The 25,982-nt window shown below is 66.7% G+C and carries 18 protein-coding genes; 8 read left to right on the top strand and 10 right to left on the bottom strand.

What is annotated here, in order from left to right; genetic code table 11:
- Positions 1-58 precede the first annotated feature (58 nt).
- From ACSYS9_RS05405 to ACSYS9_RS05395, 3 genes are read right to left on the bottom strand one after another with little or no spacing between them, the layout of a single operon-like run.
- A complete protein-coding gene (locus ACSYS9_RS05405; RefSeq protein WP_071227627.1) occupies positions 59-1,774 on the bottom strand; it encodes an alpha-amylase family glycosyl hydrolase in 1,716 nt (571 codons plus the stop codon).
- On the bottom strand, positions 1,774-3,261 hold the full coding sequence (locus ACSYS9_RS05400; protein ID WP_071227628.1) for an MFS transporter: 1,488 nt from the start codon (positions 3,259-3,261) through the stop codon (positions 1,774-1,776). The genes ACSYS9_RS05405 and ACSYS9_RS05400 overlap by 1 nt, the downstream gene beginning before the upstream one ends.
- Positions 3,258-5,450 (bottom strand): Six-hairpin glycosidase-like protein, encoded by a 2,193-nt coding sequence (locus ACSYS9_RS05395; protein WP_071227629.1) that lies wholly within the window; start codon positions 5,448-5,450, stop codon positions 3,258-3,260. Before ACSYS9_RS05395 ends, ACSYS9_RS05400 begins: the two co-directional genes overlap by 4 nt.
- A gap of 237 nt (positions 5,451-5,687) precedes the next feature.
- Here ACSYS9_RS05395 and ACSYS9_RS05390 point away from each other — a divergent pair, with 237 nt between their 5' ends.
- Together ACSYS9_RS05390 and ACSYS9_RS05385 are read left to right on the top strand one after the other, a co-directional pair.
- On the top strand, positions 5,688-7,739 hold the full coding sequence (locus ACSYS9_RS05390; protein ID WP_071227630.1) for a glycoside hydrolase family 97 protein: 2,052 nt from the start codon (positions 5,688-5,690) through the stop codon (positions 7,737-7,739).
- 251 nt (positions 7,740-7,990) lie between these two features.
- Complete coding sequence (locus ACSYS9_RS05385) at positions 7,991-10,759, top strand: TonB-dependent receptor (RefSeq protein WP_071227640.1); 2,769 nt, start codon at positions 7,991-7,993, stop codon at positions 10,757-10,759.
- Positions 10,760-11,015: 256 nt separating this feature from the next.
- Here ACSYS9_RS05385 and ACSYS9_RS05380 read toward each other — a convergent pair whose 3' ends face one another.
- On the bottom strand, positions 11,016-12,629 hold the full coding sequence (locus ACSYS9_RS05380; protein ID WP_071227631.1) for an alpha-glucosidase: 1,614 nt from the start codon (positions 12,627-12,629) through the stop codon (positions 11,016-11,018).
- 214 nt (positions 12,630-12,843) lie between these two features.
- Between ACSYS9_RS05380 and ACSYS9_RS05375 the strand changes: the two genes are divergently transcribed.
- A complete protein-coding gene (locus tag ACSYS9_RS05375) occupies positions 12,844-13,842 on the top strand; it encodes a polyprenyl synthetase family protein (protein WP_071227632.1) in 999 nt (332 codons plus the stop codon).
- A gap of 96 nt (positions 13,843-13,938) precedes the next feature.
- Here ACSYS9_RS05375 and ACSYS9_RS05370 read toward each other — a convergent pair whose 3' ends face one another.
- Positions 13,939-14,730 carry a dienelactone hydrolase family protein gene (locus ACSYS9_RS05370; protein WP_071227633.1) on the bottom strand — a complete coding sequence of 264 codons (792 nt, stop codon included), beginning with the start codon at positions 14,728-14,730 and terminating at the stop codon, positions 13,939-13,941.
- A 134-nt stretch (positions 14,731-14,864) separates the two neighbouring features.
- On the opposite strand from ACSYS9_RS05370, the gene ACSYS9_RS05365 reads away from it, so the two are divergent.
- On the top strand, positions 14,865-15,458 hold the full coding sequence (locus ACSYS9_RS05365; RefSeq protein WP_071227634.1) for an SMI1/KNR4 family protein: 594 nt from the start codon (positions 14,865-14,867) through the stop codon (positions 15,456-15,458).
- 60 nt (positions 15,459-15,518) lie between these two features.
- On the opposite strand, the gene murD is transcribed toward ACSYS9_RS05365, so the two are convergent.
- The 3 genes from murD to ACSYS9_RS05350 all read right to left on the bottom strand — a co-directional run bounded on the left by murD (position 15,519) and on the right by ACSYS9_RS05350 (position 20,932).
- On the bottom strand, positions 15,519-16,928 hold the full coding sequence (gene murD / locus ACSYS9_RS05360) for a UDP-N-acetylmuramoyl-L-alanine--D-glutamate ligase (RefSeq protein ID WP_071227635.1): 1,410 nt from the start codon (positions 16,926-16,928) through the stop codon (positions 15,519-15,521).
- Entirely contained in the window at positions 16,909-18,261 is a 1,353-nt protein-coding gene (gene murL / locus ACSYS9_RS05355; protein WP_071227636.1) for a UDP-N-acetyl-alpha-D-muramoyl-L-alanyl-L-glutamate epimerase, read from the bottom strand. The genes murD and murL overlap by 20 nt, the downstream gene beginning before the upstream one ends.
- A 76-nt stretch (positions 18,262-18,337) precedes the next feature.
- Complete coding sequence (locus tag ACSYS9_RS05350; RefSeq protein WP_071227637.1) at positions 18,338-20,932, bottom strand: bifunctional aspartate kinase/diaminopimelate decarboxylase; 2,595 nt, start codon at positions 20,930-20,932, stop codon at positions 18,338-18,340.
- A gap of 75 nt (positions 20,933-21,007) precedes the next feature.
- Between ACSYS9_RS05350 and ACSYS9_RS05345 the strand changes: the two genes are divergently transcribed.
- The gene (locus ACSYS9_RS05345; RefSeq protein WP_071227638.1) at positions 21,008-21,880 is read left to right on the top strand and encodes a PhzF family phenazine biosynthesis protein; all 873 of its coding nucleotides are present in this window, start codon (positions 21,008-21,010) and stop codon (positions 21,878-21,880) included.
- Between the two features lie 131 nt (positions 21,881-22,011).
- Positions 22,012-22,890 carry a PhzF family phenazine biosynthesis protein gene (locus tag ACSYS9_RS05340; protein WP_071227639.1) on the top strand — a complete coding sequence of 293 codons (879 nt, stop codon included), beginning with the start codon at positions 22,012-22,014 and terminating at the stop codon, positions 22,888-22,890.
- 31 nt (positions 22,891-22,921) lie between these two features.
- Here ACSYS9_RS05340 and ACSYS9_RS05335 read toward each other — a convergent pair whose 3' ends face one another.
- Both ACSYS9_RS05335 and ACSYS9_RS05330 read right to left on the bottom strand, forming a co-directional pair.
- Positions 22,922-23,887, bottom strand: a complete 966-nt coding sequence (locus ACSYS9_RS05335) for an IS110-like element ISStma4 family transposase (protein ID WP_440568522.1) — start codon at positions 23,885-23,887, stop codon at positions 22,922-22,924.
- Between the two features lie 326 nt (positions 23,888-24,213).
- Positions 24,214-24,645, bottom strand: a complete 432-nt coding sequence (locus ACSYS9_RS05330; protein WP_005408443.1) for an OsmC family protein — start codon at positions 24,643-24,645, stop codon at positions 24,214-24,216.
- Positions 24,646-25,016: 371 nt separating this feature from the next.
- On the opposite strand from ACSYS9_RS05330, the gene ACSYS9_RS05325 reads away from it, so the two are divergent.
- On the top strand, positions 25,017-25,415 hold the full coding sequence (locus ACSYS9_RS05325; protein ID WP_010483539.1) for an HU family DNA-binding protein: 399 nt from the start codon (positions 25,017-25,019) through the stop codon (positions 25,413-25,415).
- A gap of 253 nt (positions 25,416-25,668) precedes the next feature.
- Positions 25,669-25,977, top strand: coding sequence for a DUF3861 family protein (locus ACSYS9_RS05320; protein WP_032129232.1), 309 nt, complete (start codon positions 25,669-25,671; stop codon positions 25,975-25,977).
- Positions 25,978-25,982: the final 5 nt, after the last annotated feature.

Here is a 25,982-nt window from a genome sequence, read left to right as displayed (position 1 = left end):
ACCCACCAGAGCGGTAGGCAGGAGCCAGGAATCCGGGGTTGCCAGCCAGCGGCCGGCACTACCGCCCCAGCCGCTGATCCCGCGCCCTCTGGTCGGCCATCGCCTTGTCCAGCTCGGCCTGCAATGCCGGCTGCTGCACGGCGGCGTCCAGCACGTAGACCTTCACGCCGTGCGCGGGCACGTCGGCCTTCAGGGAGGCATCCACCTGCAACGAACCGCCGTCCAGTGCATCGCGCCAGCGGCCCGCCTGCACGTAACGCGACACAGTGAGGGTCCTGGTCCGGTCGCCCTTGTTCAGCAGCACCAGCGCGGTCTGCGCCACGTCGCCATACTGCAGCACGCGGAAGAACACCGCCTCATCACCCTGCAGGCGCTCGTTCACCTGCAGGCCACGCTGCAGCGCCGGCGTGGCTTCGCGCAATCGCGCGATACGCTGCAGCGGCGCGAAGATCGGACTCTCCGGTGCGGCGTCCACGCGCGGCTGGCCAAAGTAGGCACGATTGCCGGCATGCTCGGCGCGGCCGCGCATGAAGCCGGTTTCCGAGCCGTAATAGACCACCGGAATGCCGCGTGCGGTGAACAGCCAGTTGTGCGCATCGATGAAGCCGCTGTCACTAGCCTGCAGGCGCGGCATGTCGTGGTTGTCGTAGAAGCTCATCAGCTCGTACGGATTGGCGTACGGGCCGCCGGTCAGGTGCAGCGGCTCGCCCAGGGTTTCAAAGCCCTTTCCAGCGGTGCCGAAGGTCTGCTCCAGTGCGCCGCGCAGCGGGAAGTCGAGCACGCTGACATTGGCGTTGGCCGGCCAGGTGTGTTCGGCGATGCTCGCCGCGTTGTAATCGAACGCTTCGCCGAACATGAACATGCCCGGATGTTCAGCACGGATGCGCTTGACGAAGGCATGCCACCACGGGTGCGGCAGCCAGCCGATGGTATCGATGCGCAGCGCATCCACGCCTTGCGAGGTCCACTGCAGGTAAGCACCCACCAGATAATCCATCACCGCCGGATTGTCCTGGTTGAAGTCGGACAGCTCGGCAAGGTTGCCGTCGAAGATCGATCCGTTCTTGCCGTCGACCGGACCGATGTTGTTGTAGAACGCGTGCAGCGGGTTGTGCTTCGGATCCAGCTTCTGCGGTGGCAGGTTCTGGTGGTCGGCGATCAGCGTTCCGTCCTTGTCGAAGATCTGGCCGAACTGCGGCTGCCGCCTCGGCATGGTCCAGGCTGGCGAGCCGTGGTTGCCGACGATGTCCAGCACCACCTTCAGGTCTGCGCCATGCAGGCCCTTGGTCAACCCCGCGAAGTCCAGGTCCTTGCTGGGCAGGTGCTCATCGAGCTTGTAGAAGTTGATGCCCCAGTAGCCGTGGTAGCCGGTCTTGCCGCGATCGGTCAGCGTACTGGTGCAGCTGATCGGCTTGCTGCCGGTGAACGCCTCGTCCGGGTTGTCAACGATCGGCGTGATCCATACCGCGCCGAAGCCGAGGTTGCGGATGTACTGCGCATTGTCGAGCACGCCGCGGAAGTCACCGCCGAGATAGCCGATGTTGCCGTCCACCTTGTCCGGGCACGGCACCGGGATATCGAAGGTGCGGTGCTTGCCGCCCTGGTCGCGATGATCGTTGGACGGGTCGCCGTTGACGAAGCGGTCGGTGACCACGAAGTACACCGCATCGCTGGCGAACGGTTCGGTGGTGCCCACATAGTCCGGGCGTGGCGCGGCCGCCGCATGGCCGGCCAGCAGTACCAGGGAAACAGCAACAGACAGCGCACCACGCATCACACCACCTCCGGACGGGACGGAACCCGCAGCACGCACAGGCCGGCAACGAACAGGCTGCAGCCGCCCAGCACCAGCACATGCATCGGCTGGCCACCCAGCCAGGCACGCAGGGCAAAGCCGAGCGCGCTGGCCGCAACCAGCTGCGGGATCACGATGAAGAAATTGAAGATGCCCATGTACACGCCCATCTTCGATGCCGGCACGCTGTCGGACAACAGCGCATAGGGCAGCGAAAGAATGGACGCCCAGGCGAAGCCGACGCCGACCATCGACAGCAGCAGCCAGTGCGGGTCGCGGATGAACATCAGCGAGACCAGGCCGGCGCCGCCCAGCCACAGGTTGACCAGGTGGCTCCAGCGCAGGCCGATCGCACGCACCATCGGCGGGATCAGTACTGCGGCCAGCGCAGCGAAGCCGTTGTAGGCACCGAACAGCACGCCCACCCAGTTGGCGCCCTCGTTGTAGGCCGGTGACTGCGGATCGGTCGAGCCGAAGTGGGTACCCGCCACCGCGGCGGTGGTGTAGATCCACATCGCAAACAGCGCGAACCACGAGAAGAACTGCACCCACGCCAAACGACGCATGGTCACCGGCATCGCGCGCAGGTCACCGACGATGGCGGCCAGCATATGCGTGGCCGGCAACGCACGCGCGGCCGCCAGCAGCAGGCCATAGCCGGCACACAGGCCGGCCAGCACGTACAGCATCCTGTCGCCCTGCCGCCAGGCGATCAGCAGCGCCAGCAGCACGCCCAGCCCCAGCCATACGGCCACCTGTGCCCACGGTGCCGGGCCACTGATCACAGCCCCTGCGTGGTGCGCCGACGGCTCGGCATCGTCAAACCCGGCCAGCTCTGCCGGCGAGTACTCGCGGGTACTGACCACCGTCCAGGTGATCGCCGCCAGCAGCACCACCGCGCCGAAGTAGAACGCATAGCGCACGGTATCCGGCACTTCGCCTGCGGCAGCCGTGTTGGCGATGCCGAAGTGGGCGAGGATGAAGGGCAGGAAGCTGGCGACGATGGCGCCCACGCCGATGAAGAAGCTCTGCATCGCGTAGCCGGCCGGCCGCTGGCGTGGTGCCAGCTGATCACCGACGAAGGCGCGGAACGGTTCCATCGACACGTTGATGGAGGCGTCCAGCACCCACAAGGTACCGGCGGCGATCCACAGCGTCGGCGAATTCGGCATCACCAGCAGCGCCAGCGTGGTCAGTACCGCACCGATCATGAAGAACGGGCGGCGACGGCCCCAGCGCGTCCAGGTGCGATCAGACAGGTAACCGATCACCGGCTGCACCAGCAGGCCAGTCAATGGCGCCGCGATCCACAGCCCGGGCACCGCGTCCATGTCCGCGCCCAGGGTCTCGAAGATGCGGCTGGCGTTGGCGTTCTGCAGGGCGAACCCGAACTGGATGCCGAGGAAGCCGAAACACATGTTCCAGATCTGCCAGAACGACAGCTGCGGTTTGGCGGGACGACTCATCGTGCGCCCTCTTCCATCGCCACCGGCGCCACCTTCAGCGCCTGCACCTGGGCCTGGTTGAGCACACCATCACGCCCGCCCTTGCCGCCGGTGTAGCGCGCGAAGTGCTGCAGCGCGCTCATGTTGAAGCCCTCTTCAAGCGCGACCGTGCACTGCCCCTTTGGCACCGTGAATGCCGCCGAGGTCGAGTCCTGCATCGCCACGCTGTGCGGCAGGGTGACCGTATGCTGCTGCAACGGCTGGCCCGGGCACTGCAGCACCAGCTGCTTGACCGCAGCGGTGACGCCAGTGTTGATCGGCCCGTTCGGGTTGCGGTACTGCAGGCGCAGGCGCACCTGCCCGGCCCTGGCCGAGGTGAACTGCCAGCGATCATCGCCCTTCAGCACCTGCTGCGGACCGACGCAGAGCGTCGGGCTGTGCAGTGATTCCAATGCACCCACGCGCCGGGTCAGGCTGAGGCAGTGCTGCAGGCCATCGTCGCTGATGTGCACCTGGCCATTGCTGGCGGCGACATGCCTGCCGTCCTTCCATAGCGTCTGGTCAGCCGCAACCGGGACGCTCCAGCCAGTGCCTTTGCGGGTGGCCTGCGGCGTAGTCGGTGTAGCTGGCGCACGCGCGTTGGCATCCGCAGTCGTGGCAGAAAAACCGGTTGCTGCCGGGGCGGCGACCAGCTCCACCGTGGTAGTCGTGCCACGCGTGGTGGTGCTGCCGGCCACCAGCAGGCCATCGCCCACGTTCTGCGGGCGCTCCAGCACATAGCGCTTGCCGTTGGCTTCCAGCGTGATGCGGGGGCGCGTGCCGAACAGCTCCGGCACCAGCACGGCCGGCAGCTTGGGCTGCACGCGGCCATCGTCCTGCACACCGAACACACCTTCAAGCACCATCGACAGGTAGCCGGCCACCGACCACAACTGGCGTTCGGAGTTGACCACCGGGCCGCTCAGCGCACCTTCCTCGACATGCACGGCCTGGCTGACCAGTTCGTAGTTTTCCATGTTGGAACCGGCCAGCGCCGCGCCCTGCATCAGCGAACGGATCTCAGCGGCGATGCGCGGTGCATCATCCAGCTGCCGCGCCGCACGCAGCGAGTAGGCACTGACGAACGGCCAGATCGCACGGTTGTGGTAGATCGGCTGCTGCGATTCCTGCGGCCACACCACCGGGCTGCCAGCCGGCCCCATCGGGTAGGCAGCCAGGGCGCGACGCGCGCGCTCGGGTGGCAGCACCTCGGCGAGGATGCCCAGCGACAGGCCGAGCAGATCGACCTTGGCGTACGGCACCGGGTGCGCGGCTTCGCCGATGTAGCTCATGTACTGGCCCATGTCCTCGCGCCAGAAGCGTGCATCGATCTGCTGCGCCAGCGCATCGGCCCACACCTTGTACTCGGCCGCGCGGGCGTCGCCGTGCTGGCCGGCCAGCCGTTCGGCCAGGCGCAGTGCCTGGTAGTGCAGCACGTTGGTGGACAGTGCGTAGGAATCACCGATGAAGCGCACGTCCTCGCGGGTCCAGTCCGGATAGGTCTGCTCGCGCCAGTCCAGGAACGAGGTCTCACCACGGTACAGGCCCACCTGCGCGTCGAACACCATCGCGCGGTCCTGCGCCAGCGTGCCCTGCAGCGCCTGCCAGACCTGGTCGGCAAACGCGCGATCGTCCAGCAGGTGGCGTGCCGCCAGGAACCACACCACCCGGTCGCTGCTGATCGGCCAGCTGCCGCCGGAACCGGTGTCCTGCGCGACGAACAGGCCGGGCGTATGGCCATCGCGCGCTGCCGACAGCTTGAACTGCAGCGACTGCCGGGTGCGCTGCGGGTCCAGCCGCGCCAGCGCCAGGTCGGCGGCGAAGCTGACATCGCGGGTCCACACGTAGGGCCAGCGCGCGCCGGTCTGGAAGCACTCGCATGGCACCGGCCGGCCTTCGTCGAACGCGGGATCGCGGATCGCATCCACGCGGTCCTGGTCCATCTCCTGCTGGGCCAGCGCGAACAGTGCATCGAACATCACGCTGCCGGTCTGGCTGCGCATCGGCATGGGCGCGATACGCACCTCAGCCTTCGGCGCATGCAGCACGTAGCTGCCCTTGGCAGCGGCTTCGGCACGCGCATGGCGGCCGTCGAATTGCAGGTCGGCCGCCTGCGCGGTCGATCCCAGCGCTGCCCCCAGGGCAGCGGTCAGGCAAATGATCTTCAGCATCGAAGCGGCGGACCGGCTTGCGCCCGTCGGCCTCCCTCCCTCTCTGCACGCGTTGTAGGTCCGCACCGTCGTTGTCGGCGGGCGGGCGCGGCCCCTCCCTCAAGGTGCCTTGGCCCCATGGTAGACGCGGGGCTGTCGGCTGCGTCCAGCTGCATACGTATTCATGGCGTTGCGCGGTAGCGGGCCTGCCGCGCTGGCTTATGGTCCGGGTCTGCCAACGGCGCCTTGGGAGGGGAAATGCCGATGTCACCCACTGCTGTACGCGCGGTGTTCGCGCACCTGCTCGGTCTGGCTCTGCTGGGCCTGGCCACGCTGGCGCAGGCCGCGCCGCAGGTGGCCAGCGTCGAATCACCGGGAAAAGTGCTCAAGGTCAGCCTGGTGCTGGACGGTGGCACCGCGCGCTATCGCGTCGAGCGTTTCGGCGAGACCGTGGTGGAAGATTCGAAGCTGGGCTTTGCCTTGCGCGATGGGCGCCTGGACCGGGATTTCGCCCTGCTCGGCCAACAGCAACGCAGCGTCGATGACAACTGGGAACAGCCCTGGGGCGAACGCCGGCTCACCCGCAACCACTTCAACGAACTGACCGTGCAGCTGGCCGAGACCACCGGCAGCAAGCGCCGGCTGGATGTGGTGTTCCGCGTCTACGACGATGGCATCGGCTTCCGCTACGTATTCCCCGAGCAGCCGAACCTGCGCGAAGCCATCATCGATGACGAGCTGACCGAGTTCGCCATCGCTCAGGATTCCACCGCGTGGTGGATCCCTGCCGGCGAACCGATCCACTACGAGTACCTGTACCAGCGCACGCCGCTGCGCGAGGTTCCGCTGGTGCATACACCGATGACCCTGCGCAGCCGCGACGGCCTGCACGTGGCGATCCATGAGGCCGCGCTGGTGGACTACGCCGGCATGTGGCTGCGCCGCACCGAAGGCCAGCGCCTGCGCGCGCAGCTCTCGCCCTCGGCCGAAGGCTGGAAGGTGCGCCGCGCCCTGCCCTTCGCCACGCCGTGGCGCACGCTGCAGATTGCCGACCGTGCGGGTGGCCTGGTCGAATCAGACCTCATCCTCAACCTCAACGAGCCCAATGCACTGGGCGATGTGAGCTGGGTGAAACCGGCCAAGTACCTGGGCGTGTGGTGGTCAATGCACCTGGACAACGAGAGCTGGGCGACCGGGCCGAAGCATGCGGCCACCACCGCGAAGACGAAGAAGGTGATCGACTTCGCCGCCGCGCACGGCTTCCGTGGCGTGCTGGTGGAAGGCTGGAATCCGGGCTGGGACGGCATGTGGGTGGGCAATGGCTACGACTTCGATTTCACCCGTGCCACGCCTGATTTCGATATCGAGGCGCTGTCCGCCTACGGCCTGAAGAAGGGCGTGCACCTGATCGGCCACCACGAAACCGGCTGCGCCATCGAGCACTACGAGGAGCAGCTGGGCGCTGCGCTGGACCTGTACGCACGGCTGGGCGTGGACCAGTTCAAGACCGGCTATGTCTGTGACGACGGCCAGGTCGACCGCCGCAACCCCTCGGGCGGCCCGCTGTGGCGCGAGTGGCACGACGGTCAGTTCATGGCCCGCCACCATCTGACGGTGGTGCAGGAAGCGGCACGCCGGCACCTGTCGGTGAACCCGCATGAGCCGATCAAGGACACCGGCCTGCGCCGCACCTATCCCAACTGGATCGCGCGCGAAGGCGCACGCGGCATGGAGTACAACGCCTGGGGCCAGCCGCCGAACCCGCCGGAACATGAGGTCAACCTGGTGTTCACCCGCATGCTGGCCGGGCCGATGGATTACACCCCCGGCATCCTCAGCCTGAAGGGCCGCCACGGCCAGGCCATTCCCAGCACGCTGGCACGCCAGCTGGCGCTGTACGTGGTGCTGTACAGCCCGATCCAGATGGCCGCCGACCTGCCCGAGCACTACCTGCAGCATCGCCAGGCATTCCGCTTCATCGAAGACGTGGCGGTGGACTGGGAGCAGAGCCGCGTGCTCGATGGCGAAGTGGGCGACTACGCGACGATCGTGCGCCGCGACCGCAACAGCCGCGACTGGTTCCTCGGCAGCATCACCGACGAGCACGGCCGCGTGCTGCCGGTGTCGCTGGGCTTCCTGGAGCCGGGCGTGCGCTATCGCGCCGAGATCTACCGCGATGGCGAGGGCGCGGATTTCCGCAGCAATCCCTTCGCATTCGCGCGCGAAACCCGAGAGGTGACCAGCGCCGACGTGCTGACGCTGGTGCTGGCACCGGGGGGTGGACAGGCCATTCGTTTCACGCCGCTTTGAATGCCGCGGTAGTGCCGGCCGCTGGACGGCAACCCGGTGAACGCGATTGCCGGCCAGCGGCCGGCACTACCGCAAACAGAACCTGAAAGCGATTACATCCCTGCAAACGCCATTGAATACGTATGCAGGGTGATTCCCGCGAAGAACGCGCTGCCTACCATAGCGGCGACGACAGCGGCCACCGCGTCGCACGTCCACGGTCACTCCTGGACGTTCACGAATCGATCTGCAACATTGCCTGGGAGGGGAAAATGTTGAACCACAAGCGCAGCGCGCTGAGCATCGCGCTGGCCGTTGTCCTGGCGCCGACGCTGGCGTCGGCACAGTCCACGCAGAGCACCACCACGCCGGCCGCCACCGCCGCCACCAACCTGGATACGGTGCAGGTCACCGGCATCCGCCGCGGCATCGAGAACGCAATCGCGATCAAGCAGGACGCCACCTCGGTGGTCGAAGCGATCTCCGCCGAAGACATCGGCAAACTGCCTGACGTCAGCATCGCCGAATCCATCTCGCGCCTGCCCGGCCTGGCTGCCCAGCGCGTGGCCGGTCGTGCGCAGGTGATCAGCGTGCGTGGCCTGTCGCCCGACTTCGCCACCACCCTGCTCAATGGCCGTGAAGTGGTCAGCACCGGCGACAACCGCGGCGTCGAGTTCGACCAGTACCCGTCCGAGCTGGTCAACGGCGTGACCGTGTACAAGACCCCGGACGCGGCGCTGGTCGGCCAGGGCCTGTCGGGCACCATCGACATGCAGACCGCACGCCCGCTCAGCTTCGGCGAGCGCGTGATCGCAGTCAGCGGCCGCTACCAGAAGAGCTCCCTGGGCCGCGCTGCCAACATCGACCCGTATGGCAACCGTTTCAGCGCCAGCTACATCGACCAGTTCTTCGACAACACCCTGGGCATCGCCATTGGTTATGCGCACAGCGACATGCCGATCCAGGAGAACCAGGTCGGCCTGTACGAGCCCTGGACCACCGAACACACCGACAAGGGCGAGCGTCGCGGAATCGCACCTGGCACCTACTTCACCGATGGCATCAAGGCCCTGCGTCGCACCGGCAACAACAAGCGCGACGGTGTGATGGCAACGATCCAGTTCCGCCCCAGCAACAGCTGGACCAGCACCTTCGATGCGTTCCATACCGAAGCCGAGCAGATCGACACCGCCAACCAGTTCGAGCTGAGCCTCAGCGGCAACGGCGAGGACAGCAACAATCCCAACGCGATCCTGCCGGTGTTCAGCAATGTCGGCCGCAATGCCGATGGCAGCTTCACCGGTGGCACGATCAACAATGCGTACCCGCTGGTGCGCGGCATGTACAACAAGCGCAAGGACAAGATCGATGCGTTCGGCTGGAACAACGAGTTCAACGTCGGTGGCGTGAAGCTGGTCGCCGACCTGAACTACTCCAAGGCGACCCGCCGCGAGATCAACCTGGAAAACAACCTGCAGCTGGTGCCGCGCCCGCAGTTCGACACGATCGGGCTGGTGGTGAACAACAACAGCTTCTCGCAGATCACGCCGGGGCGCGACTATTCCAATCCGGACAGCCTGTTCCTGACCAACACGATCTATGGTTCCGGCTACGGCAAGGTGCCAGAGGTGGAAGATCGCTTGAAGGGCGCCAAGCTGGCGGCGACGCTGCCGGTTCCCGAGGCCATGTCCAGCTGGTTCTCGGATGTGGACGTGGGCGTGAACTATGCCGACCGCCGCAAGCAGAAGGCCCAGGCCGAAGGCAACATCCTGCTCGGCGCCCAAGGCGAATCCACCATCGCTCCGGACCTGCAGTACCGCCCGGTCAACCTCGGTTTCGCCGGCATCGGCTACATCCCGTCGTGGAATGTGCCGGCAGCCGTCGGTCGTTACATGACCTTCAACCCGGTCGACAACCTGGACTACCTGATTCCGAAGTCCTGGACGGTCGAGGAGAAGATCACCACGGCGTGGGCACGCCTGAACATCAATACCGACATCGGCGTGGTCGGCGTGCGCGGCAACATCGGCGTGCAGATGCAGCACACCGACCAGAGCTCGGATTCGCGCTACTGGGACAGCTCGCAGCCGGCGGGCAGCAACATCCAGCCCTTCTCTGCCGGCAAGACCTACAAGGATTGGCTGCCAAGCTTGAACCTGGTGTTCATGTTCCCGCACCAGCAGACGCTGCGCTTCGCCGCCGCCAAGCAGGTCGCGCGCCCGCGCGTGGACCAGATGCGTGCCGGCCTGGAATTCGGCGTGGATACCAACAACGGCCGCCCCGGTGGCAGCGGTGGCAATCCGCTGCTGGATCCGTGGCGCGCCACCGCGCTGGATCTGTCCTATGAGAAGTACTTCGGCGAGAAGGCCTACGTGGCTGCGGCGATCTTCTACAAGGACCTGAAGAGCTACGTCTACACGCAGTCGGTGGACAACTACGACTTCAGCGGCCTGCTCGGCAACTACGTGCCACCGCCGGGCATGACCGCACCGGTGCTGACCACCGGCACCTTCTCCACGCCGCAGAACGGCAAGGGCGGCACGTTGAAGGGGCTGGAGCTGACCGGTTCGTTCCCGTTGGAGATGCTGACCGACAGCCTGCGTGGCTTCGGCGTGCAGGCCAGCGCAACGTTCAACAAGAGCGACATCACCATCCTGGATCCGGAAAGCGCCAACAGCGTGGGCACCGGCCCGATCAGCCTGCCGGGCCTGTCCAAGCGTGTCTACAACTTCACCGCCTACTACGAGCGCAGTGGCTTTGAAGCACGCGTGAGCCAGCGACGCCGCTCGGACTTCATTGGTGAGATCGGCAACTTCAACGGCAACCGCACGCTGCGTTACGTGGTGGGCGAGAACGTGACCGATGCACAGGTCAGCTACACCTTCAGCGACAGCAGCAGCCTGCGCGGGCTGACCCTGCTGCTGCAGGGCAGCAACCTGACCAACGAACCGTACCGCACCTACGCCGGCAGCAAGGACCGCCCGCTGGAATACATCGAGTGGGGCCGCACCTACATGCTGGGCGTGAACTACAAGTTCTGACCACGACCGGGTAGTGCCGGCCGCTGGCCGGCAGCGACTCATCGGAAACCCGCTGCGCAGGCAGCGGGTTTTCTTTTGCGCGGATGCCGGCCGTTGGTCGGCAAGGCCCATTCACGCATGGCGTGGATCTACTGGTTGGGGTGTCTCTGGGTAGATCCACGCCATGCGTGGATGCCTTTCGCCGGAAGCCCACCCACAAAAAAGGGACGGGGCGCTTCGGCCCCGTCCCCGCAAGTACCGCCACCGGAGAAAACGGTCAGCTGCGTCGGGCGCAATACACCGCGCGCGGCGGCAGCCGGAGTTCATTGCCCTGCACCGTGCCCGCATCCGGGCCTGGCACCGCCACCTGCTGCCAGTTGCCCGGCGGCAGCGGATGGCTCACCGCCTCGGCCGACAGGTTGAAGGCCAGCAGGAGGGTTTCATCTGCAAGCATACGCTCGAACAGCAGCACTGGCTCGGCGCTTTCGATGAATCGGATGCTGCCATGCAGGAGTGCCGGCTGGCTATGCCGCCAGGCCAGGAACCCGCGGAACGCAGCCAGGACCGAGTCCGGGTCGCGCTCCTGCACCGCCACGGCCGCGGCGCGGTGCTCGGGCGGAATCGGCAGCCACGGCTGGCCGGCGGTGAAACCGGCCAGCGGCGCGTCGGTCCACGGCAGTGGGGTCCGGCAGCCATCGCGGCCCTTGAAGTTCGGCCAGAAGGTGATGCCGTACGGGTCCTGCAGGGCCTCGAACGGCACCTCGGCCTCGGCCAGGCCCAGTTCCTCGCCCTGGTACAGGCAGACCGAGCCGCGCAGCGAGCACAGCATCGCCACCAGCATCCTCGCCAGGCGCGGGTCAGCCGGGTGGCCGCCCCAGCGGCTGACCGCCCGCTCCACATCGTGATTCGAAACCGCCCAGCACGGCCAGCCTTCGGTCATCACGGCTTCCAGGCGCGAGACCGTATCGCGGATGTAGGCCGCGCTGTAGTCGTCCACCAGCAGCTCGAAGCTGTAGCCCATGTGCAGGCGGCCATCGCGGGTGTACTCGGCGGTGGTGGCCAGCGAGTCCTCCGAGGAGATCTCGCCCAGGCTGACCGCCCCCGGGTACTCGTCCAGCAGCGCGCGCAGCCGCTCCAGGAACGGCAGGTTCTCCGGCTGGGTATTGTTGTAATAGTGGTACTGGTAGGCGTACGGGTTGTCCGGGCTGAAGCCGCGACCGAAGCGCTTCTCCGCCGGCTTGGCCGGGTTGTCGCGCAGCTGCGCGTCATGGAAGCAGAAGTTGATCGCATCCAGGCGGAAGCCATCCACGCCGCGGTCCAGCCAGAAGCGCACGTTGTCCAGGGTCGCCTGCTGCACGTCCGGGTGATGGAAGTTCAGGTCCGGCTGGTCGACCAGGAAGTTGTGCAGGTAGTACTGCTCGCGGCGCGGCTCCCACTGCCAGGCGCAGCCGCCGAACAGCGACAGCCAGTTGTTGGGCGGCGTGCCGTCCTCGCGCGGGTCCGCCCAGACGTACCAGTCCGCCTTCGGGTTGCTACGATCCTGGCGGCTCTCGCGGAACCAGGCGTGCTCGATCGAGGTGTGGCTCAGTACCTGGTCGATCATCACCTTCAGGCCCAGGCCGTGGGCCTTGGCCAGCAGGCGGTCGAAGTCGTCCAGGCTGCCGAACAGCGGGTCGACATCGCGGTAGTCGGCAATGTCATAGCCGAAGTCGGCCATCGGCGACTTGAAGAACGGCGAAATCCAGATCGCATCCACGCCCAGCGCGGCAATGTGGTCCAGGCGCTGGATGATGCCTGGCAGGTCGCCCACGCCATCGCCGTTGGCGTCGAGGTAGCTGCGCGGGTAGATCTGGTAGATGACGGCTCCGCGCCACCATGGATAGTGCGACATCGACAGCCCCCCTCCGGGCATGCAGGGCCCGCCGGAAGCGGGCCTAAATACTGTTCCGGCAAGCTTAGCGGCGCCCTCCCGGGCATGGCGCAACCTGCATACGTATTCACGCAGGCGGCAGCCGTGGCCGGGCCGGGGACGTCGGCCAGCCCGGTTTGCGCCCGAATTCACAGGCAACGCCTATAATCAGCGATGAGCCTGAAAGCCTGATCGCATGACCATCACCGAAGACACCCGTCCCGCCCTGGGCCTGCCCCAGATCCAGTCGCTTGCCGCGGCCGACATGGCCGCCGTCGACGCCCTGATCCGGCGCCGGCTGTCCTCGGACGTCGTGCTGATCAACCAGATCGCCGACCACATCATTTCCGCCGGCGGCAAACGCCTGCGCCCGATGCTGGTGATGCTGGCCGGCCACGCGGTCGGCCACGCCGGCCCGGATCACCACCAGCTGGCGGCGATCATCGAATTCATCCACACCTCCACCCTGCTGCACGACGACGTGGTGGACGAATCCAGCCTGCGCCGTGGCCGCAGCACCGCCAACGCCCTGTGGGGCAACGCGCCCAGCGTGCTGGTCGGCGACTTCCTGTACTCACGCAGCTTCCAGCTGATGGTCGAGCTGGAGCGCATGTCGGTGATGCAGATCCTGGCCGATGCCACCAACCGCATCGCCGAGGGTGAAGTGCTGCAGCTGCTGCACGTGCACAACCCGGATACCGACGAAGCCGCCTACCTGCGCGTGATCGAGCGCAAGACCGCGGTGCTGTTCGCCGCCGGCACCCGCCTGGGCGCGCTGGCCAGCGGCGTGGATCAAGCCACCCAGCAGGCCCTGTTCGACTACGGCATGCACCTGGGCTACGCGTTCCAGATTGCCGACGACGTGCTGGACTATTCGGCCAATGCCGAGGAGCTGGGCAAGAACCTGGGTGACGACCTCGCCGAGGGCAAGGCCACGCTGCCGCTGATCCACGCGATGGCCCACTCCGACGACGCCACCCGCGAGCGCCTGCGCACCATCGTGCAGGACGGCGACGCCTCGGCGATGCCGGAAGTGCTGGCCGCGATCCGCGCTACCGGCGGGCTGGAGTACAGCCGCGCGCGTGCCGAGGAATATGCCGAGGCCGCCGAGCGCGCGCTCGATGGCCTGGCCGACAATGATGCCGTGGCGGCCCTGCGCGGCCTGGCCCGCTACGCGGTGCAGCGTTCGCATTGACCGCATCCGGTAGTGCCGGCCGCTGGCCGGCATTCCCGATGACATCCGCAGCATCATGAGGTTGCCGGCCAGCGGCCGGCACTACCGCTGCACGGTTCAACGTTTCTCGAAGCGCTCCTCGAAGAACTCATCCAGCGCCTTCCACGCACGCTTCGCCGCGCGCTCGTTGTACTGGCAGCCCGGCGGGCTGTTGGCATCGCGCTCGGCAAAGCAGTGCACCGCGCCGCTGTAGTTGGTGAACTCCCAATCGACCTTGGCCGCGTCCATTTCTTTCTGGAAGCTGCCGATGTCCTCGGCGGTCACGCTGGTGTCGTCGGCGCCATTGAGCACCAGCACCGACGGGTGGCTGCCACCAGCCTGTGCCGGCAGCGGCGAACCCAGCCCGCCGTGCAGGCTGACCACCCCTGCCAGCGGCGCACCGGCACGGGCCAGCTCCAGCACCGTGGTGCCACCGAAACAGAAGCCCACCGCACCGATCCGGCTGGCATCGAGCGGCGCCTTGCCGGCCTGGGCCTTGAGCACGTTCACCGCTTCCAGCGCGCGCGCACGCAGCAGCGGCCGGTCGTTGCGGAGCTTGGTCGCCACCGGCCCGGCCTCGGCATCGGTCTTCGGCCGCACGCTCTTGCCGTAGACATCGGCCACCAGCACCACATAGTCATCGCCAGCCAGCTGCTTGGCCTTCTCGACCGCCGATTCGTTCACGCCTTTCCAGTTCGGCACCATCACCAGCCCGGGGCGCTTATCGTTGTCGCCGTCGTCATAGACCAGCACGCCGCTGAAAGTCGTGCCCTGGTGCTTCCACTCCACCGGCTGCGTCTTCATCGCCGCCCACGCCGGCATCGCCGCCAGCCCCAGAACCACCGCCACACTGCATCGCCAACGATTCATGCGCCTGCTCCGCAAGAAAAAGGGGACGGAGGGGATTAAGCCGTATTCGCCCCTCCCGCGTCGCATTCTGCATTGGCGACGTGACGCAGGTGTGGTTGGATACGACTTAATCCCCTCCGTCCCCTTTTTTCTGCATGAACCTTGTTGATCGCTTTCTGTCTGGCCTGATCCCCCGCCTGCCTGCCGAGGATGCCCCGCAGTGGGCCCACGTGCAGGGCGCCAGCGGCGAAGACCTGCAGCGCCTGCGTGCGCAGTGGCCTCAGGTGCCAGACAGCCTGCTGGAACTGTTGTCCCGCCTGGATGGCACCCACTTCCGTGAGTACCCCGGCGGCGAGGTCTGCGTGCTGGTGCTCGGCTCGGACGTGGAGGACGGCGGCTATCCCTACTACCTGCGTTCGGTTGCGCAGATCTTCGAAGACCAGCAGCAGTGGGACGACAGCATCCGTTCGATCTACGAAGAGTGGCTGGATGACGAGCCAGAGATCCTGGGTGAGGGCATCGACGCCGATCTGCCGATGAACCGCCGCCTGTGCTTCTCGCACTGCATGAACAACGGCGGCACCTCGATGCTGTACCTGGATTTTGATCCCGCGCCGGGCGGCGCGGTCGGCCAGGTGGTGCGCTACCTGCACGATCCGGACAGCTATGCGGTGATCGCGCCCAGCTTCGATGCGTACCTGCAGCAGCTGATCGAAGGCGGCTACGCGTTCATCGAAGACGAACAGTAGATCCACGCCATGCGTGGATGAATTTCTCCGGAGGTTGCCGGCCAGCGGCCGGCACTACCTTCAAGCGATACCCAGCCCGGGAATCGCGCTGATGCTCTCCGGGTCAAACCCAGCCAGCTCAGCGAAATGACGGCCACGCGCCACGTAATCCCGGTAGGCACCAAAGCTCGGCGCGCCCGGCGACAGCAATACCACCCCGCCTTCAGAACCCAACGCGGCACGTGCCAGCGCCATTGCCTCGGGCAGATCCGCCGCCGCGTGCAGACCGAAGCGACCGGCATCGGCCAGCGGCTGCAGCATCGCGTGGATGCGCGGGCCGTTGCTGCCCATGGTCACGATCTCCACCGGCGGCACGTCGTGCGCCATGTGCTGCATGAAATCGGTCCAGTCCAGGCCACGGTCATGCCCGCCCACCAGCAACGCGATGCGCTGCCCGGCGAAGCACTCCAGCGCGGCCAGGCTGGCATGCGGCGTGGTGCTGATCGAATCGTTGACGTAGGTCAGGCCATCGGCCGCGCCGATGCGCTGCAGGCGATTCGGCAGCGGACGGAAATCCTGCACCGCCGGTGCCAGCGCCACGGCGTCCAGCCCCAGCGCTTCCAGCGCCGCCAGTACCGCACAAAGGTTGCCGCGGTTGTGGCGACCCGGCAGCGGCGTGTTGCGGGTATCGAACACGGCCTGCTCGCCGCGATGCACGATGTCACCGCGCATATGCCAACCCTGCGGCTGGTTGAACCAGACCACCTCGCTATCGGGCAGCGACAGCGCGGCCAGGTGCGGATCGGCGGCGTTGAGTACGGCGATGCGTGGCGCGGCTTCAGTCACCAGCCGCAGCTTGTCCTCGATATAACGCTGCTCGCTGCCGTGCCAGTCCAGATGCTCCGGAAACAGGTTCAGCACCACCGCTACCTGCGGATGGGCGCCACTGCGCGCCACCTCGCCAGTCTGGTAGCTGGACAGTTCCACCGCCCAATACTCGGGCGCGGGCTGCGGGTCCAGCACTTCCAGCAGCGGCAGGCCGATGTTGCCGACCAGGCCGGTGCGGTGGCCGGCCGCGCGCAGCAGGTGCGCGACCAGTGCGGTGGTGGTGCTCTTGCCCTTGGTACCGGTCACGCACACGGTGTCGTGCACGATGCCATCGGCACCCGCATGCTCGGCAAACCACAGAGCGGTGCCACCGATGAAGGTAGTGCCGCGACCCGCGGCCGCCAGCGCGATCGGCTGGTACGGGCTGATGCCGGGCGACTTGATCACCACGTCGAAGGCGGCCAGCGCCTCGGCCGAGGGTTCACCACGAACATCCAGCGCACCCCGCGTTTCCGCACGCGCGGCCTCGGCTTCAGCCGGCGGGCAGAACAGGCTCAGCGGCAGTGCCGGCAGGCGCTCACGCAGCACCGCGAATGCCGCACGGCCCTCTCGGCCCCAGCCCCACAGCGCAACGCGCTTTCCTTCAAGCTTCGAAATCTTCACGCACCCGTTCCCACAGCGCAGCCGGAATACGGTGCTCGCCCTGCAGCTGCAGCAGCGGTGCCAGTTCCAGTTCGGCGGCATCCAGCTGCGGCTGGATCTCATTGCAGAAGCGCTTCACCAGCACGTCTTCCTTCCACTCCGGGCGCTGCGCCAGGGTCGCCATCGCCGCGCGCGATTCGCGGCCTTCGCCCACGCACTCGAACGGCTTGTGGTCCTGGAACTCCAGCAGCGCATCGAAGCCACCGGCCTGCTCGGCATCGTCCAGCAGGTTGCGGCCGAAGATGCGCACCAGGCGTGTCTTGGGCATGAACGGGGCCAGCGCCAGGAACACGAAGTGGCACTTCGGGCAGACGCCGCACCAGCGGTTCACCGGGCGCTCGCCGAGGATGTGGAAGTTGCGGTTGCAGCTGGAAAAGTGCGCGTCGTAGAAATCGGTCTTGGCGAACTGGCGGGCCACCGCCAGCTCCGACATCGGGCGCAGCAGCGAGTAGTACTGCAGGTCCGCAGCGACGTGCTTCTGCACGTGGCTGCCGAACGCCTGCTCGAACGCCCAGCCCTTGGACCACTGGTGGTTCACTTCGCCGGTGCCTGGAATCTGGCTGCCGTAGCTGGCCGAACGCTCATTGGAGAACACCACCTGGTCCACGCCCTGCAGCAGCGCGGCCAGCACCATGATCGCCGAGTTCACCGCGGTAACCGGGATATGCCCGTTCCAGGCGCCCTGGCGGTTGAGCTCGAACAGTTCCGGTGCCAGCGCGCGACCCAGGTTCAGCGTCGGCAGGCCGGTACGCTCGGCACAGGCGCGGATCAGCTGCGAGCCACCGATCCAGGTCACCGTCTCGTCCACGCCGGCACGGCGCAGCGCTTCGATGCTGACCAGCGAATCCTTGCCGCCACCGATCGCCACCAGCGCGTGCGGCTGCAGGCCCAGCACCGGCGCCTGCACTGCGTCGCCCTGCACCGGCAGGCGGAAGCGCCCGCGCAGGTTCAGACCGTTGCGGTACGCAAACTCACCCAGGCCGTTGAGGTAGACCGTCTCCACCAGCGCAGCGGTATCGGCATCGATGGTGTAGCTGTCGATGCTGACCGTCTCCGGCACGCCCGCCTTGTAGTAGCTGACACCGGCGATCAGGTGCAGCAGCTGCAGGGCGCGCTGCACGGCGGCGCTACGCGCTTCGTCCAGCACGAACGGGGCGCCCGGCACGGTGATGGTTTCCACCATCTCCGGGCCGTCATCAAAGGCGTAGACCAGCCTGGCCACGCCGGTGTCCGCGGCGAATTCGCAGCGGACGAAGCGGAAGCGGGAAACCTGGTGTTTGTCGAAAGCAGTCATGGTGTATCCGGTCAGGCACGGGCCCGCGCGATGGCGCGAGGCGTGTCGGTGGGCGGGTGCAGGGCGCGCGCGGTGGTCATTCGATTACGTCTTCGCGCGGCAGCATCCGCTGGTTGTAGGTGTTGGCCATCGAATAGCCGTAGGCGCCGGCATCGGCGATCAGCATCACGTCGTCCGGCGCGGTCGACACCGGCAGCTTGCGGCGCTTGCCGAACACATCGCTGGATTCGCAGATCGGGCCGACCACATCGAACGCAGCTTCGGCATAACCGCCCTGGCGGCTGAGGTTCTCGATGTCGTGCCAGGCGTCGTACAGGGCCGGGCGCATCAGTGCGTTCATGCCGGCATCCAGGCCAACACGGCGCACGCCGTCCTTCTCCACCACCTGGGTGACATGGGTCAGCAGCACGCCGGATTCGGCCACCAGGTAGCGGCCGGGCTCGATCGCCAGGCGGAATGCCGGATGCAGCGCCTTGACCTCGGCCAGGCCCTCGGCCCAGGCGTCCAGGTCGAATGGCTCGTCTTCGTCGCTGTACGGAATCGGCAGGCCACCGCCGATATCGATGGTGTGCACGCTGCCGATGCGGCGGGCGAAGCCGGCCAGCTCATCGCACATCAGGCGCCAGTGCTGCGCGGTTTCCACGCCGCTGCCCAGGTGCGCATGCAGGCCGACCACGCGGCTGCCCAGATCGGTGGCCGCGCGCACGAACTCATCGACACGGGCGATCGGCAGGCCGAACTTGGACTCCTTGCCGCCGGTACGGACCTTGGCATGGTGGCCTTCGCCACGGCCCAGATCCACGCGCAGCCACAGCTCGCGGTTGCGGAACAGGTCCGGCCAGCGCTGCAGTGCTTCGACGTTGTCGACGGTGACGGTCACGCCCAGCGCGAACGCGGCTTCGTACTCGCTGCGCGGGCAGAAGCTGGGGGTGAACAGCACGCGCTTGGGCGACAGTTCCGGCAGGTGCTGGAACACGTGCTTCAGTTCGCCGTGCGAGACGCACTCCAGGCCGAAGCCCTCGGCTTCCAGCAGCTGCAGGATGGCCGGATGGCTGTTGGCCTTGATCGCGTAGTAACGCTGGTCGATCGGCTTGATCGCGGCCAGCGCGCGGGCACGGGCGCGCACGGTCGGCAGGTGGTAGACGTAGCGCGGCGTACCGGCGTCGGCCAGCTGCAGCAGGTGCGCACGCTGGCCCCGCCACCACGGCGTGCCACGCGGGCGCACGGTGCCGGCGATCTCGCGCCAGCGCGGGCCGAACACTTCGGTCTCTTCCACCGGCATCGCACCGCTGTCGATCAGCTCGGCGTGCAGGATCGGCAGCAGGCCATCGGCATCGGCTTCGTCGATGACGAAGGTCAGGTTCAGGTCGTTGGACGACTGCGAGATCATGTGCACGCGCTCGCGGCCGAAGGTGGCCCACACGTCCGACAGCTTGTGCAGCAGCGAACGCATGCCACGGCCAACCAGGGTGATCGCCGCGCACGGCACGATCACCTTCACCTTGCAGATCTGCGACAGGTCGGCCGACAGCGCGGCCAGCACATCGGTGTTGACCAGGTTCTCGGACGGATCCAGTGACACGGTGACGTTGGTTTCGGCCGAACCGATCAGGTCCACCGACAGGCCATGCTTCTTGAACAGGTTGAACACATCGGCCAGGAAGCCGACCTGCTGCCACATGCCGATGCCTTCCATCGACACCAGCACGATGCCGTTGCGGCGGCTGATCGCCTTTACGCCCGGCACCGGCGCAGCACTGCCGTCGATGCTGGTGCCCGGAAGTTCCGGGCGCTCGGTATCGAGGATAGCCATCGGCACGCCGGCATCGCGGCACGGCTTGATCGAGCGCGGGTGCAGCACCTTGGCGCCGGTGGTGGCGATTTCCTGTGCTTCGTAATAGTCCAGGCGGGTCAGCAGGCGCGCGTCCGGCACGTCCTTCGGGTTGGCACTGAACATGCCAGGCACATCGGTCCAGATCTCCACGCGGCTGGCGCCGAGCAGCGCGCCGAAGTACGCCGCCGAGGTATCCGAGCCACCACGGCCGAGGATGGCGGTGCCGCCATCGGCATGCCGCGAGATGAAACCCTGGGTGATCAGCAGGCGGGTCGGCTGCGCGCGGAAGCGCTGCATCCACTCCGCATCGGCACGCCACTGGCAGTTCACCGACAGGCGCTGCGACCAGTCGCTCTGGTTCGGCTGCGGCGGCATCGCGTCCAGCCACTGGCGGGCATCCATCCAGCCCATGTCCAGGCCCGAAGCGTGCAGATAGGCCGCGCCCAGCGTGGACGACAACAGCTCGCCCTGGCCCAGCACTTCGGCCTGCCACTGCAGCGGACGGGTGGCCGCACGCGGGTCGTCGAGCAGGCCCTGCAGCGTCGCCAGGCGCTCGGCCAGTACTTCGCGGCCCAGGCCCAGTTCGGCCAGGAAGCCTTCATGGCGTTCGACCAGCGCGGCCACGCGATCACGGCTGTCCGGCGCGCCATCGGCGATCGCGGTCAGTTCATTGGTGACCCCGGACAGCGCCGACACCACCACCAGCACGCGCGAGCCGGTCTCTTCCGCGCGTTTTTTCGCCAGCTTCCCGATCGTATCCCAGCGGTGACGACGCGACACCGAGGTGCCGCCGAACTTCAGTACGATCCAACGATCGACAAGGGGGGAAGCTGACATGGATTGGCTATGTAGAATGTGGGGAAGCCGCCCTCGGGGGCGGAACCTTTGATTCTAAGCGCAATATCCCCGTAGATGGCCGTCCTCAGTTACCTGCAGCTCGATGTCTTCGCCCCCCGCCCCGGCACCGGCAACCCACTGGGCGTCATCCTGGACGCCGACGAGCTCTCCAGCAGCCAGATGCAGGCCCTGGCCGCCTGGCTGAACCTGTCCGAGACGGTGTTCTTCCTGCGCCCCAGTGCGCCGGGCGCCGACTACCACATCCGCATCTTCACCCCGACCCGCGAGCTGGCATTTGCCGGCCACCCCAGCGTCGGCGCCGCCTGGGCGGCGGTGACCTGCGGCCTGGCGCAACCACGCGACGGTGCCCTGCTGCAGCAATGCGCGGCGGGGTTGTTGCCGGTACGGGTGAGCGGCCCGGCCGAGGCGCTGCAGATCCAACTGGCCAGCCCACCGGCGCAGCAACTGGACACAGCGGCGGACGGAGCGCCGGAAGCGCTGCTGGCGCTGGCTGCCAGCGGGCACGTACCCGAACTGTGGGACAACGGCGCTCGCTGGTGGCTGCTGCCGCTGCGCGACGCCTCCGCCGTACGCAACCTGGTGCCGGACATGGCCGCACTGGCCGACTGGAGCCTCACCACTGATGCCACCGGCCTGGCCGTGTTCGCCGACGAAGCTGGCACCGACCACACCCGGGTGGTGCGCGCCTTCTGCCCCGCTGATGCGGCCGCCGTACCCGAGGACCCGGTGACCGGCAGCGCCAATGCCCTGATCGGTGCCTGGCTGCGGCAGCGCGATGCCCTGCCCGGCCGCGAGGGCCACTACGTGGCCAGCCAGGGCCGCGAAGTCGGCCGCGATGGCCGCGTGCAGGTGCAGGTCGATGCGCAGGGCACGGTCTGGATCGGCGGCCAGGTGCAGGCGGTCATCGACGGCCACATCCGCTGGTAGCCCACGGAAAAAAGGGGACGGAGGGAATTAAGTCGCTTATGGCACATGGGGCAAAAGCGACTTAATTCCCTCCGTCCCCTTTTGGGTGCCCCGCGCTACGCTATGCGGCCTGTTTACTGGAGTGCCGCCTGATGTCCACCCGCCGTTTCCTGCAGCTGGATGTGTTTTCCCCGCGCGCCGGCGCCGGCAATCCGCTGGCCGTGGTGCTCGATGCCGAGGGCCTGGACGACGCCAGCATGCAGGCCATCGCGCGCTGGACGCGCCTGCCCGAGACCACCTTCGTGTTCCCGCCGCAGGTCGCCGGTGCCAGTTACCGGCTGCGCATGTTCAGCCCGCAGAAGGAAGTTCCGTTTGCCGGCCACCCCAGCGTCGGCACCGCGCATGCGGTGCTGCAGGCCGGCCTGGCCGTAGCGGTCGATGGTGTGCTGGTGCAGGACGGCATTGCCGGTGCCCTGCCGCTACGCGTCAGCGGTGAGGGTGTGCAGCAGCGCATCGCCATCCGCACGCCGCGCGCGCAGCTGGCCGAGACTGCCGAGGCGACCGATCCACGCCTGCAGGCCGCACTGAAGGACTGGCCGCTGGGCACGCTGCCGCCGGCGCGCATGCAGGGCGGACGCAGCTGGTGGGTGGCGCAGGTGGCCGATGAGGCCGCATTGCGCGCATTGCAGCCGGACTGGGATGCGGTGGCCGCACTGGCCGAGTCCACCGACAGCATGGGCGTGTTTGCCTATGCCTTCAGCGATGGCGGTGAGGGCTTCGATCTGGCGGTACGTGCCTTCGTCGGCAATGGACGCCGCTTCGAGGACGCCGCCTCCGGTGCTGCCAATGCGGTGCTGGCCGCATGGCTGGACCTGCGCGATGCGCTGCCCCGTGGTCGCGCACCGTTCGAAGTCAGCCAGGGCCGCGAAGTCGGCCACGACGCGCGCCTGACCCTTTTCGTCGATGAAGACGGGGAAGTCTGGTCCGGTGGCCAGGTGCAGACGGTCATCACCGGCACCATCGATTGGTAAAGGGATGCTGTAGATACCGTGTCGCCCTCGCCTAGGCAAGGGCGACGTCAGGCTCAAAGGGTCGGTCACTTCTCAGTACGCCCCAAATCAGATGGATGAGCTTGCGCATCACTGCACACATGACGACCTTGAAGGGCTTGCCTTTCGCGCTGAGCCGGTCTGCAAAGGACTTCAGTGTGGGGTTGTGGGTCTTCCCGGTCAGCGCCGGCATGTACAGCTTTTTGCGGAAATTGGCGTCGCCGACGCGTGATATCCGGCATTTGCCTTCGTAGTTTCCTGATTGACGCTGGGCCGGATTCAGGCCCGCGTGGGCAACCACCTGGCGCACGTCGCTGTATTTGCTTAGATCCCCCAGAATGGCCAACAGCTGGGCACTGCTGGTGTTGCCTACACCGGGGATGCTGGTAAGCAGTTGATGACGCCGGCGCAGGTCCGGATCGTTATCGATATGGTCCTCAATCGCCTTCTGGACCTGCTTGATCTGCTCTTCCAACGTCCGGATCACATCCTTGATCCCTTGCTGGACCGAGATATCGGCAACGTCCAGGCGGTTGTGCTCCATCTGCAGCATTTCCTGGAGATCATCTCGACGCCGTACCAAGGCGCGCAGCTTCACCTCCGAGGGCGTCGGCGGAACGTAGGGATGCAGCTTTTCCGAGCGTTGTGCCTCAAAAAACCGGGCAATCAGCTTGGCGTCGCTGCGGTCAGTCTTGGTCCGCATCCCCTCCGCCTGCCCAAACGCCTTTACTCGGGCGGGATTGGCCACATGAACCACGACCCCCGCCTCCACCAGTGCTTGAGCCAAGGCCTCGTGATAGATGCCTGTAGCCTCCATACCTACCGCCGCGTTCGGCGCATGCTTGGCGCGCCAAGCCAGAAGCTCATCAAAACCCTTTGGCGTATTGGGGAGTTTGGCCTTGGTTCGATACTTGCCGTGAGATAGAGGCAGGGCGATGTCAAAAGTCGCCTTGGCTGCGTCGATGCCGATAAATTGCATGATTTCGCTCCAGCTTGAACTTACGATCGTGATCGGAAGCCGCCAGACTTGCCCTTGTGAGTACAGGCTCTCACCCGATGGCGGGCCTAAGATACCGTTCAAGTTCCATGGCGGTGTCAGGCCGCCGACGCGCTGAATCTACTTTGCAAGCTCGAAGGCTTAAGAGCCGAGGCAGCGTCATCGGAGCCTCCCGGGTCACCGGGGGATTGTGCCTGATCAGGGCACGATCCAAGACACAAGAGCCGAGCCCATGCTCGGCTGCTCTCCGGCCAGATCATGGCAGCCAGAGGAGCCGAGCATGGGCTCGGCTCTACAGATACGCCGGCTCAGCCCAGCTCGGCTTCCAGGCTGATCGGCACTGCGCTCAGCGCCTTGGATACCGGGCAGTTCTGCTTGGCGTCATCGGCAATCGCACGGAACTGCGTCGCGTCGATGCCCGGCACCACCGCCTTCACCTTCAGCCGGATCTGCGACAGCTGCGGGCCGCCTTCCAGCGACAGATCAACCTTGGCCTCGGTATCCAGCGAGGTCGGGGTAAAGCCGGCCTCGCCGAGCTTGGCCGACAGCGCCATGGTGAAACAGCCGGCGTGCGCGGCAGCGATCAGTTCTTCCGGATTGGTGCCCTTTTCGTCGCCGAAGCGGCTGTTGAAGCCGTAGCGGGTCTTGTCCAGCAGCCCACTCTGCGGCGTGCTCAGCTGCCCCTTGCCCGACTTCAGATCGCCTTCCCAGTGCGCGGTGGCGTGTCGCGAGATTCCCATGTTCTGCTCCTGCGTGACGGTGATGAACGGTCACCCTCGCACGGGAGGCGTTAGCCCTGCGTCGCTCCGCCGCACGCTACAGGTCCGCCGGAAACCGGACAACTGGTCACTTCTTCGCCAGACCGGCGCGCATTTTTCCCTTGTTTTCAGTGGTTTCGCGCATTCCTCCGACGGGCGGGCGCGGGCCATCGCGCGCGCTGCCACACCCCCTTCCCCCACTGCCGGCCATGTACTGAATCGGCCTGGATATGAAAAAACATGCACTTTCCGCGCTTCGGGCTATTGGCGGCGCCCGAGAGTTGCCCTACATTGCGCTTGCCGACGGGGTTCGGCGCCGACCAAACAACCAACCGTTCACGGAACAGGAAACCATGGCAAAGACCGCTAAGAAGGCTGCCCCGAAGAAGGCAGTGAAGAAAGTCGCGACGAAGGCAGCCGCCAAGCCGGCCGCTCCGAAGCCGATCAAGGAAGTGCTGACCAAGTCCGGCCTGGTTGCACACATCGCTGAAGCCTCCGGCGTCATCGCCAAGGACGTCCGCGCTGTGCTGGCCTCGCTTGAAAGCGCCGTCGCCTCCTCGGTGCACAAGAAGGGCGCTGGCTCCTTCACCCTGCCGGGCCTGCTGAAGATCACCACCGTCAATGTGCCAGCCAAGCCGAAGCGCAAGGGCATCAACCCGTTCACCAAGGAAGAGCAGTGGTTCGCTGCCAAGCCGGCCACCACCAAGCTGAAGGTGCGTCCGCTGAAGAAGCTGAAGGACGCCGCGCTGTAAGCGCGCGCCCCAACGCGGATTCCGACGGGACGGCTCTGGCCGTCCCGTTTTTTTTTCCCAACCACAGCCCGCAACACAGCGTTGCCGCATCCCCGGGAATGCGCGTACAGGCCCGTCGCCATTGGCTGGGCGTGGTCCGTTGCGGCCCCGGAACGTACCGGGTGGAACACTGCGTGCAGCCCCGGCCATCGCCGCCGGGCACGGCCTTGCCTAAGGTGGGCACATCCTCCACAGCTACGGCGAGCACACCCTCATGGCCAGCCCCTCCACCCGCTACCGGATCTCGGTGACCCCCATCGAAAAGGACGGGTTGCAGTGCACCGGGCGCTGCACCATCGAACTGGAACATCGCGCAAGCCGCGACCTGATGCGCCTGCTGGAAGCAGCACCGCGTACCGCTGGTATCAGCGGTGACGAGCGCGCGACCCTGGTGATCGCCACCCAGCTGCTGCGCGACATCGTGCAGCGCCACGCCGACACCGAAGGGCATGCCCTGGCCGCCATCGCCACGCAGGTGCTGCCAGCGCTGGATGCACTGGAACAGCTGCCCTCCTCCCGCTGATCGCG

It is taken from the genome of Stenotrophomonas sp. STK17_22 (assembly GCF_051983905.1).
GTDB classification, from domain to species: domain Bacteria; phylum Pseudomonadota; class Gammaproteobacteria; order Xanthomonadales; family Xanthomonadaceae; genus Stenotrophomonas; species Stenotrophomonas maltophilia_A.
The sequence above is the reverse complement of the archived record's forward strand: the minus strand, read 5'-3'. Positions and strand labels throughout refer to the sequence as shown.

Coding starts and splice junctions, on each gene's coding strand:
- ACSYS9_RS05405 (WP_071227627.1), bottom strand. CDS start 1,774: ATGCGTGGTGCGCTGTCTGTTGCTGTTTCCCTGGTACTGCTGGCCGGC.
- ACSYS9_RS05370 (WP_071227633.1), bottom strand. CDS start 14,730: ATGAATCGTTGGCGATGCAGTGTGGCGGTGGTTCTGGGGCTGGCGGCG.
- ACSYS9_RS05385 (WP_071227640.1), top strand. CDS start 7,991: ATGTTGAACCACAAGCGCAGCGCGCTGAGCATCGCGCTGGCCGTTGTC.
- ACSYS9_RS05345 (WP_071227638.1), top strand. CDS start 21,008: ATGGCCGTCCTCAGTTACCTGCAGCTCGATGTCTTCGCCCCCCGCCCC.
- ACSYS9_RS05390 (WP_071227630.1), top strand. CDS start 5,688: ATGCCGATGTCACCCACTGCTGTACGCGCGGTGTTCGCGCACCTGCTC.
- ACSYS9_RS05325 (WP_010483539.1), top strand. CDS start 25,017: ATGGCAAAGACCGCTAAGAAGGCTGCCCCGAAGAAGGCAGTGAAGAAA.
- ACSYS9_RS05350 (WP_071227637.1), bottom strand. CDS start 20,932: ATGTCAGCTTCCCCCCTTGTCGATCGTTGGATCGTACTGAAGTTCGGC.
- murL (WP_071227636.1), bottom strand. CDS start 18,261: ATGACTGCTTTCGACAAACACCAGGTTTCCCGCTTCCGCTTCGTCCGC.
- ACSYS9_RS05330 (WP_005408443.1), bottom strand. CDS start 24,645: ATGGGAATCTCGCGACACGCCACCGCGCACTGGGAAGGCGATCTGAAG.
- ACSYS9_RS05375 (WP_071227632.1), top strand. CDS start 12,844: ATGACCATCACCGAAGACACCCGTCCCGCCCTGGGCCTGCCCCAGATC.
- ACSYS9_RS05320 (WP_032129232.1), top strand. CDS start 25,669: ATGGCCAGCCCCTCCACCCGCTACCGGATCTCGGTGACCCCCATCGAA.
- ACSYS9_RS05380 (WP_071227631.1), bottom strand. CDS start 12,629: ATGTCGCACTATCCATGGTGGCGCGGAGCCGTCATCTACCAGATCTAC.
- ACSYS9_RS05365 (WP_071227634.1), top strand. CDS start 14,865: ATGAACCTTGTTGATCGCTTTCTGTCTGGCCTGATCCCCCGCCTGCCT.
- ACSYS9_RS05400 (WP_071227628.1), bottom strand. CDS start 3,261: ATGAGTCGTCCCGCCAAACCGCAGCTGTCGTTCTGGCAGATCTGGAAC.
- ACSYS9_RS05340 (WP_071227639.1), top strand. CDS start 22,012: ATGTCCACCCGCCGTTTCCTGCAGCTGGATGTGTTTTCCCCGCGCGCC.
- ACSYS9_RS05395 (WP_071227629.1), bottom strand. CDS start 5,450: ATGCTGAAGATCATTTGCCTGACCGCTGCCCTGGGGGCAGCGCTGGGA.
- ACSYS9_RS05335 (WP_440568522.1), bottom strand. CDS start 23,887: ATGCAATTTATCGGCATCGACGCAGCCAAGGCGACTTTTGACATCGCC.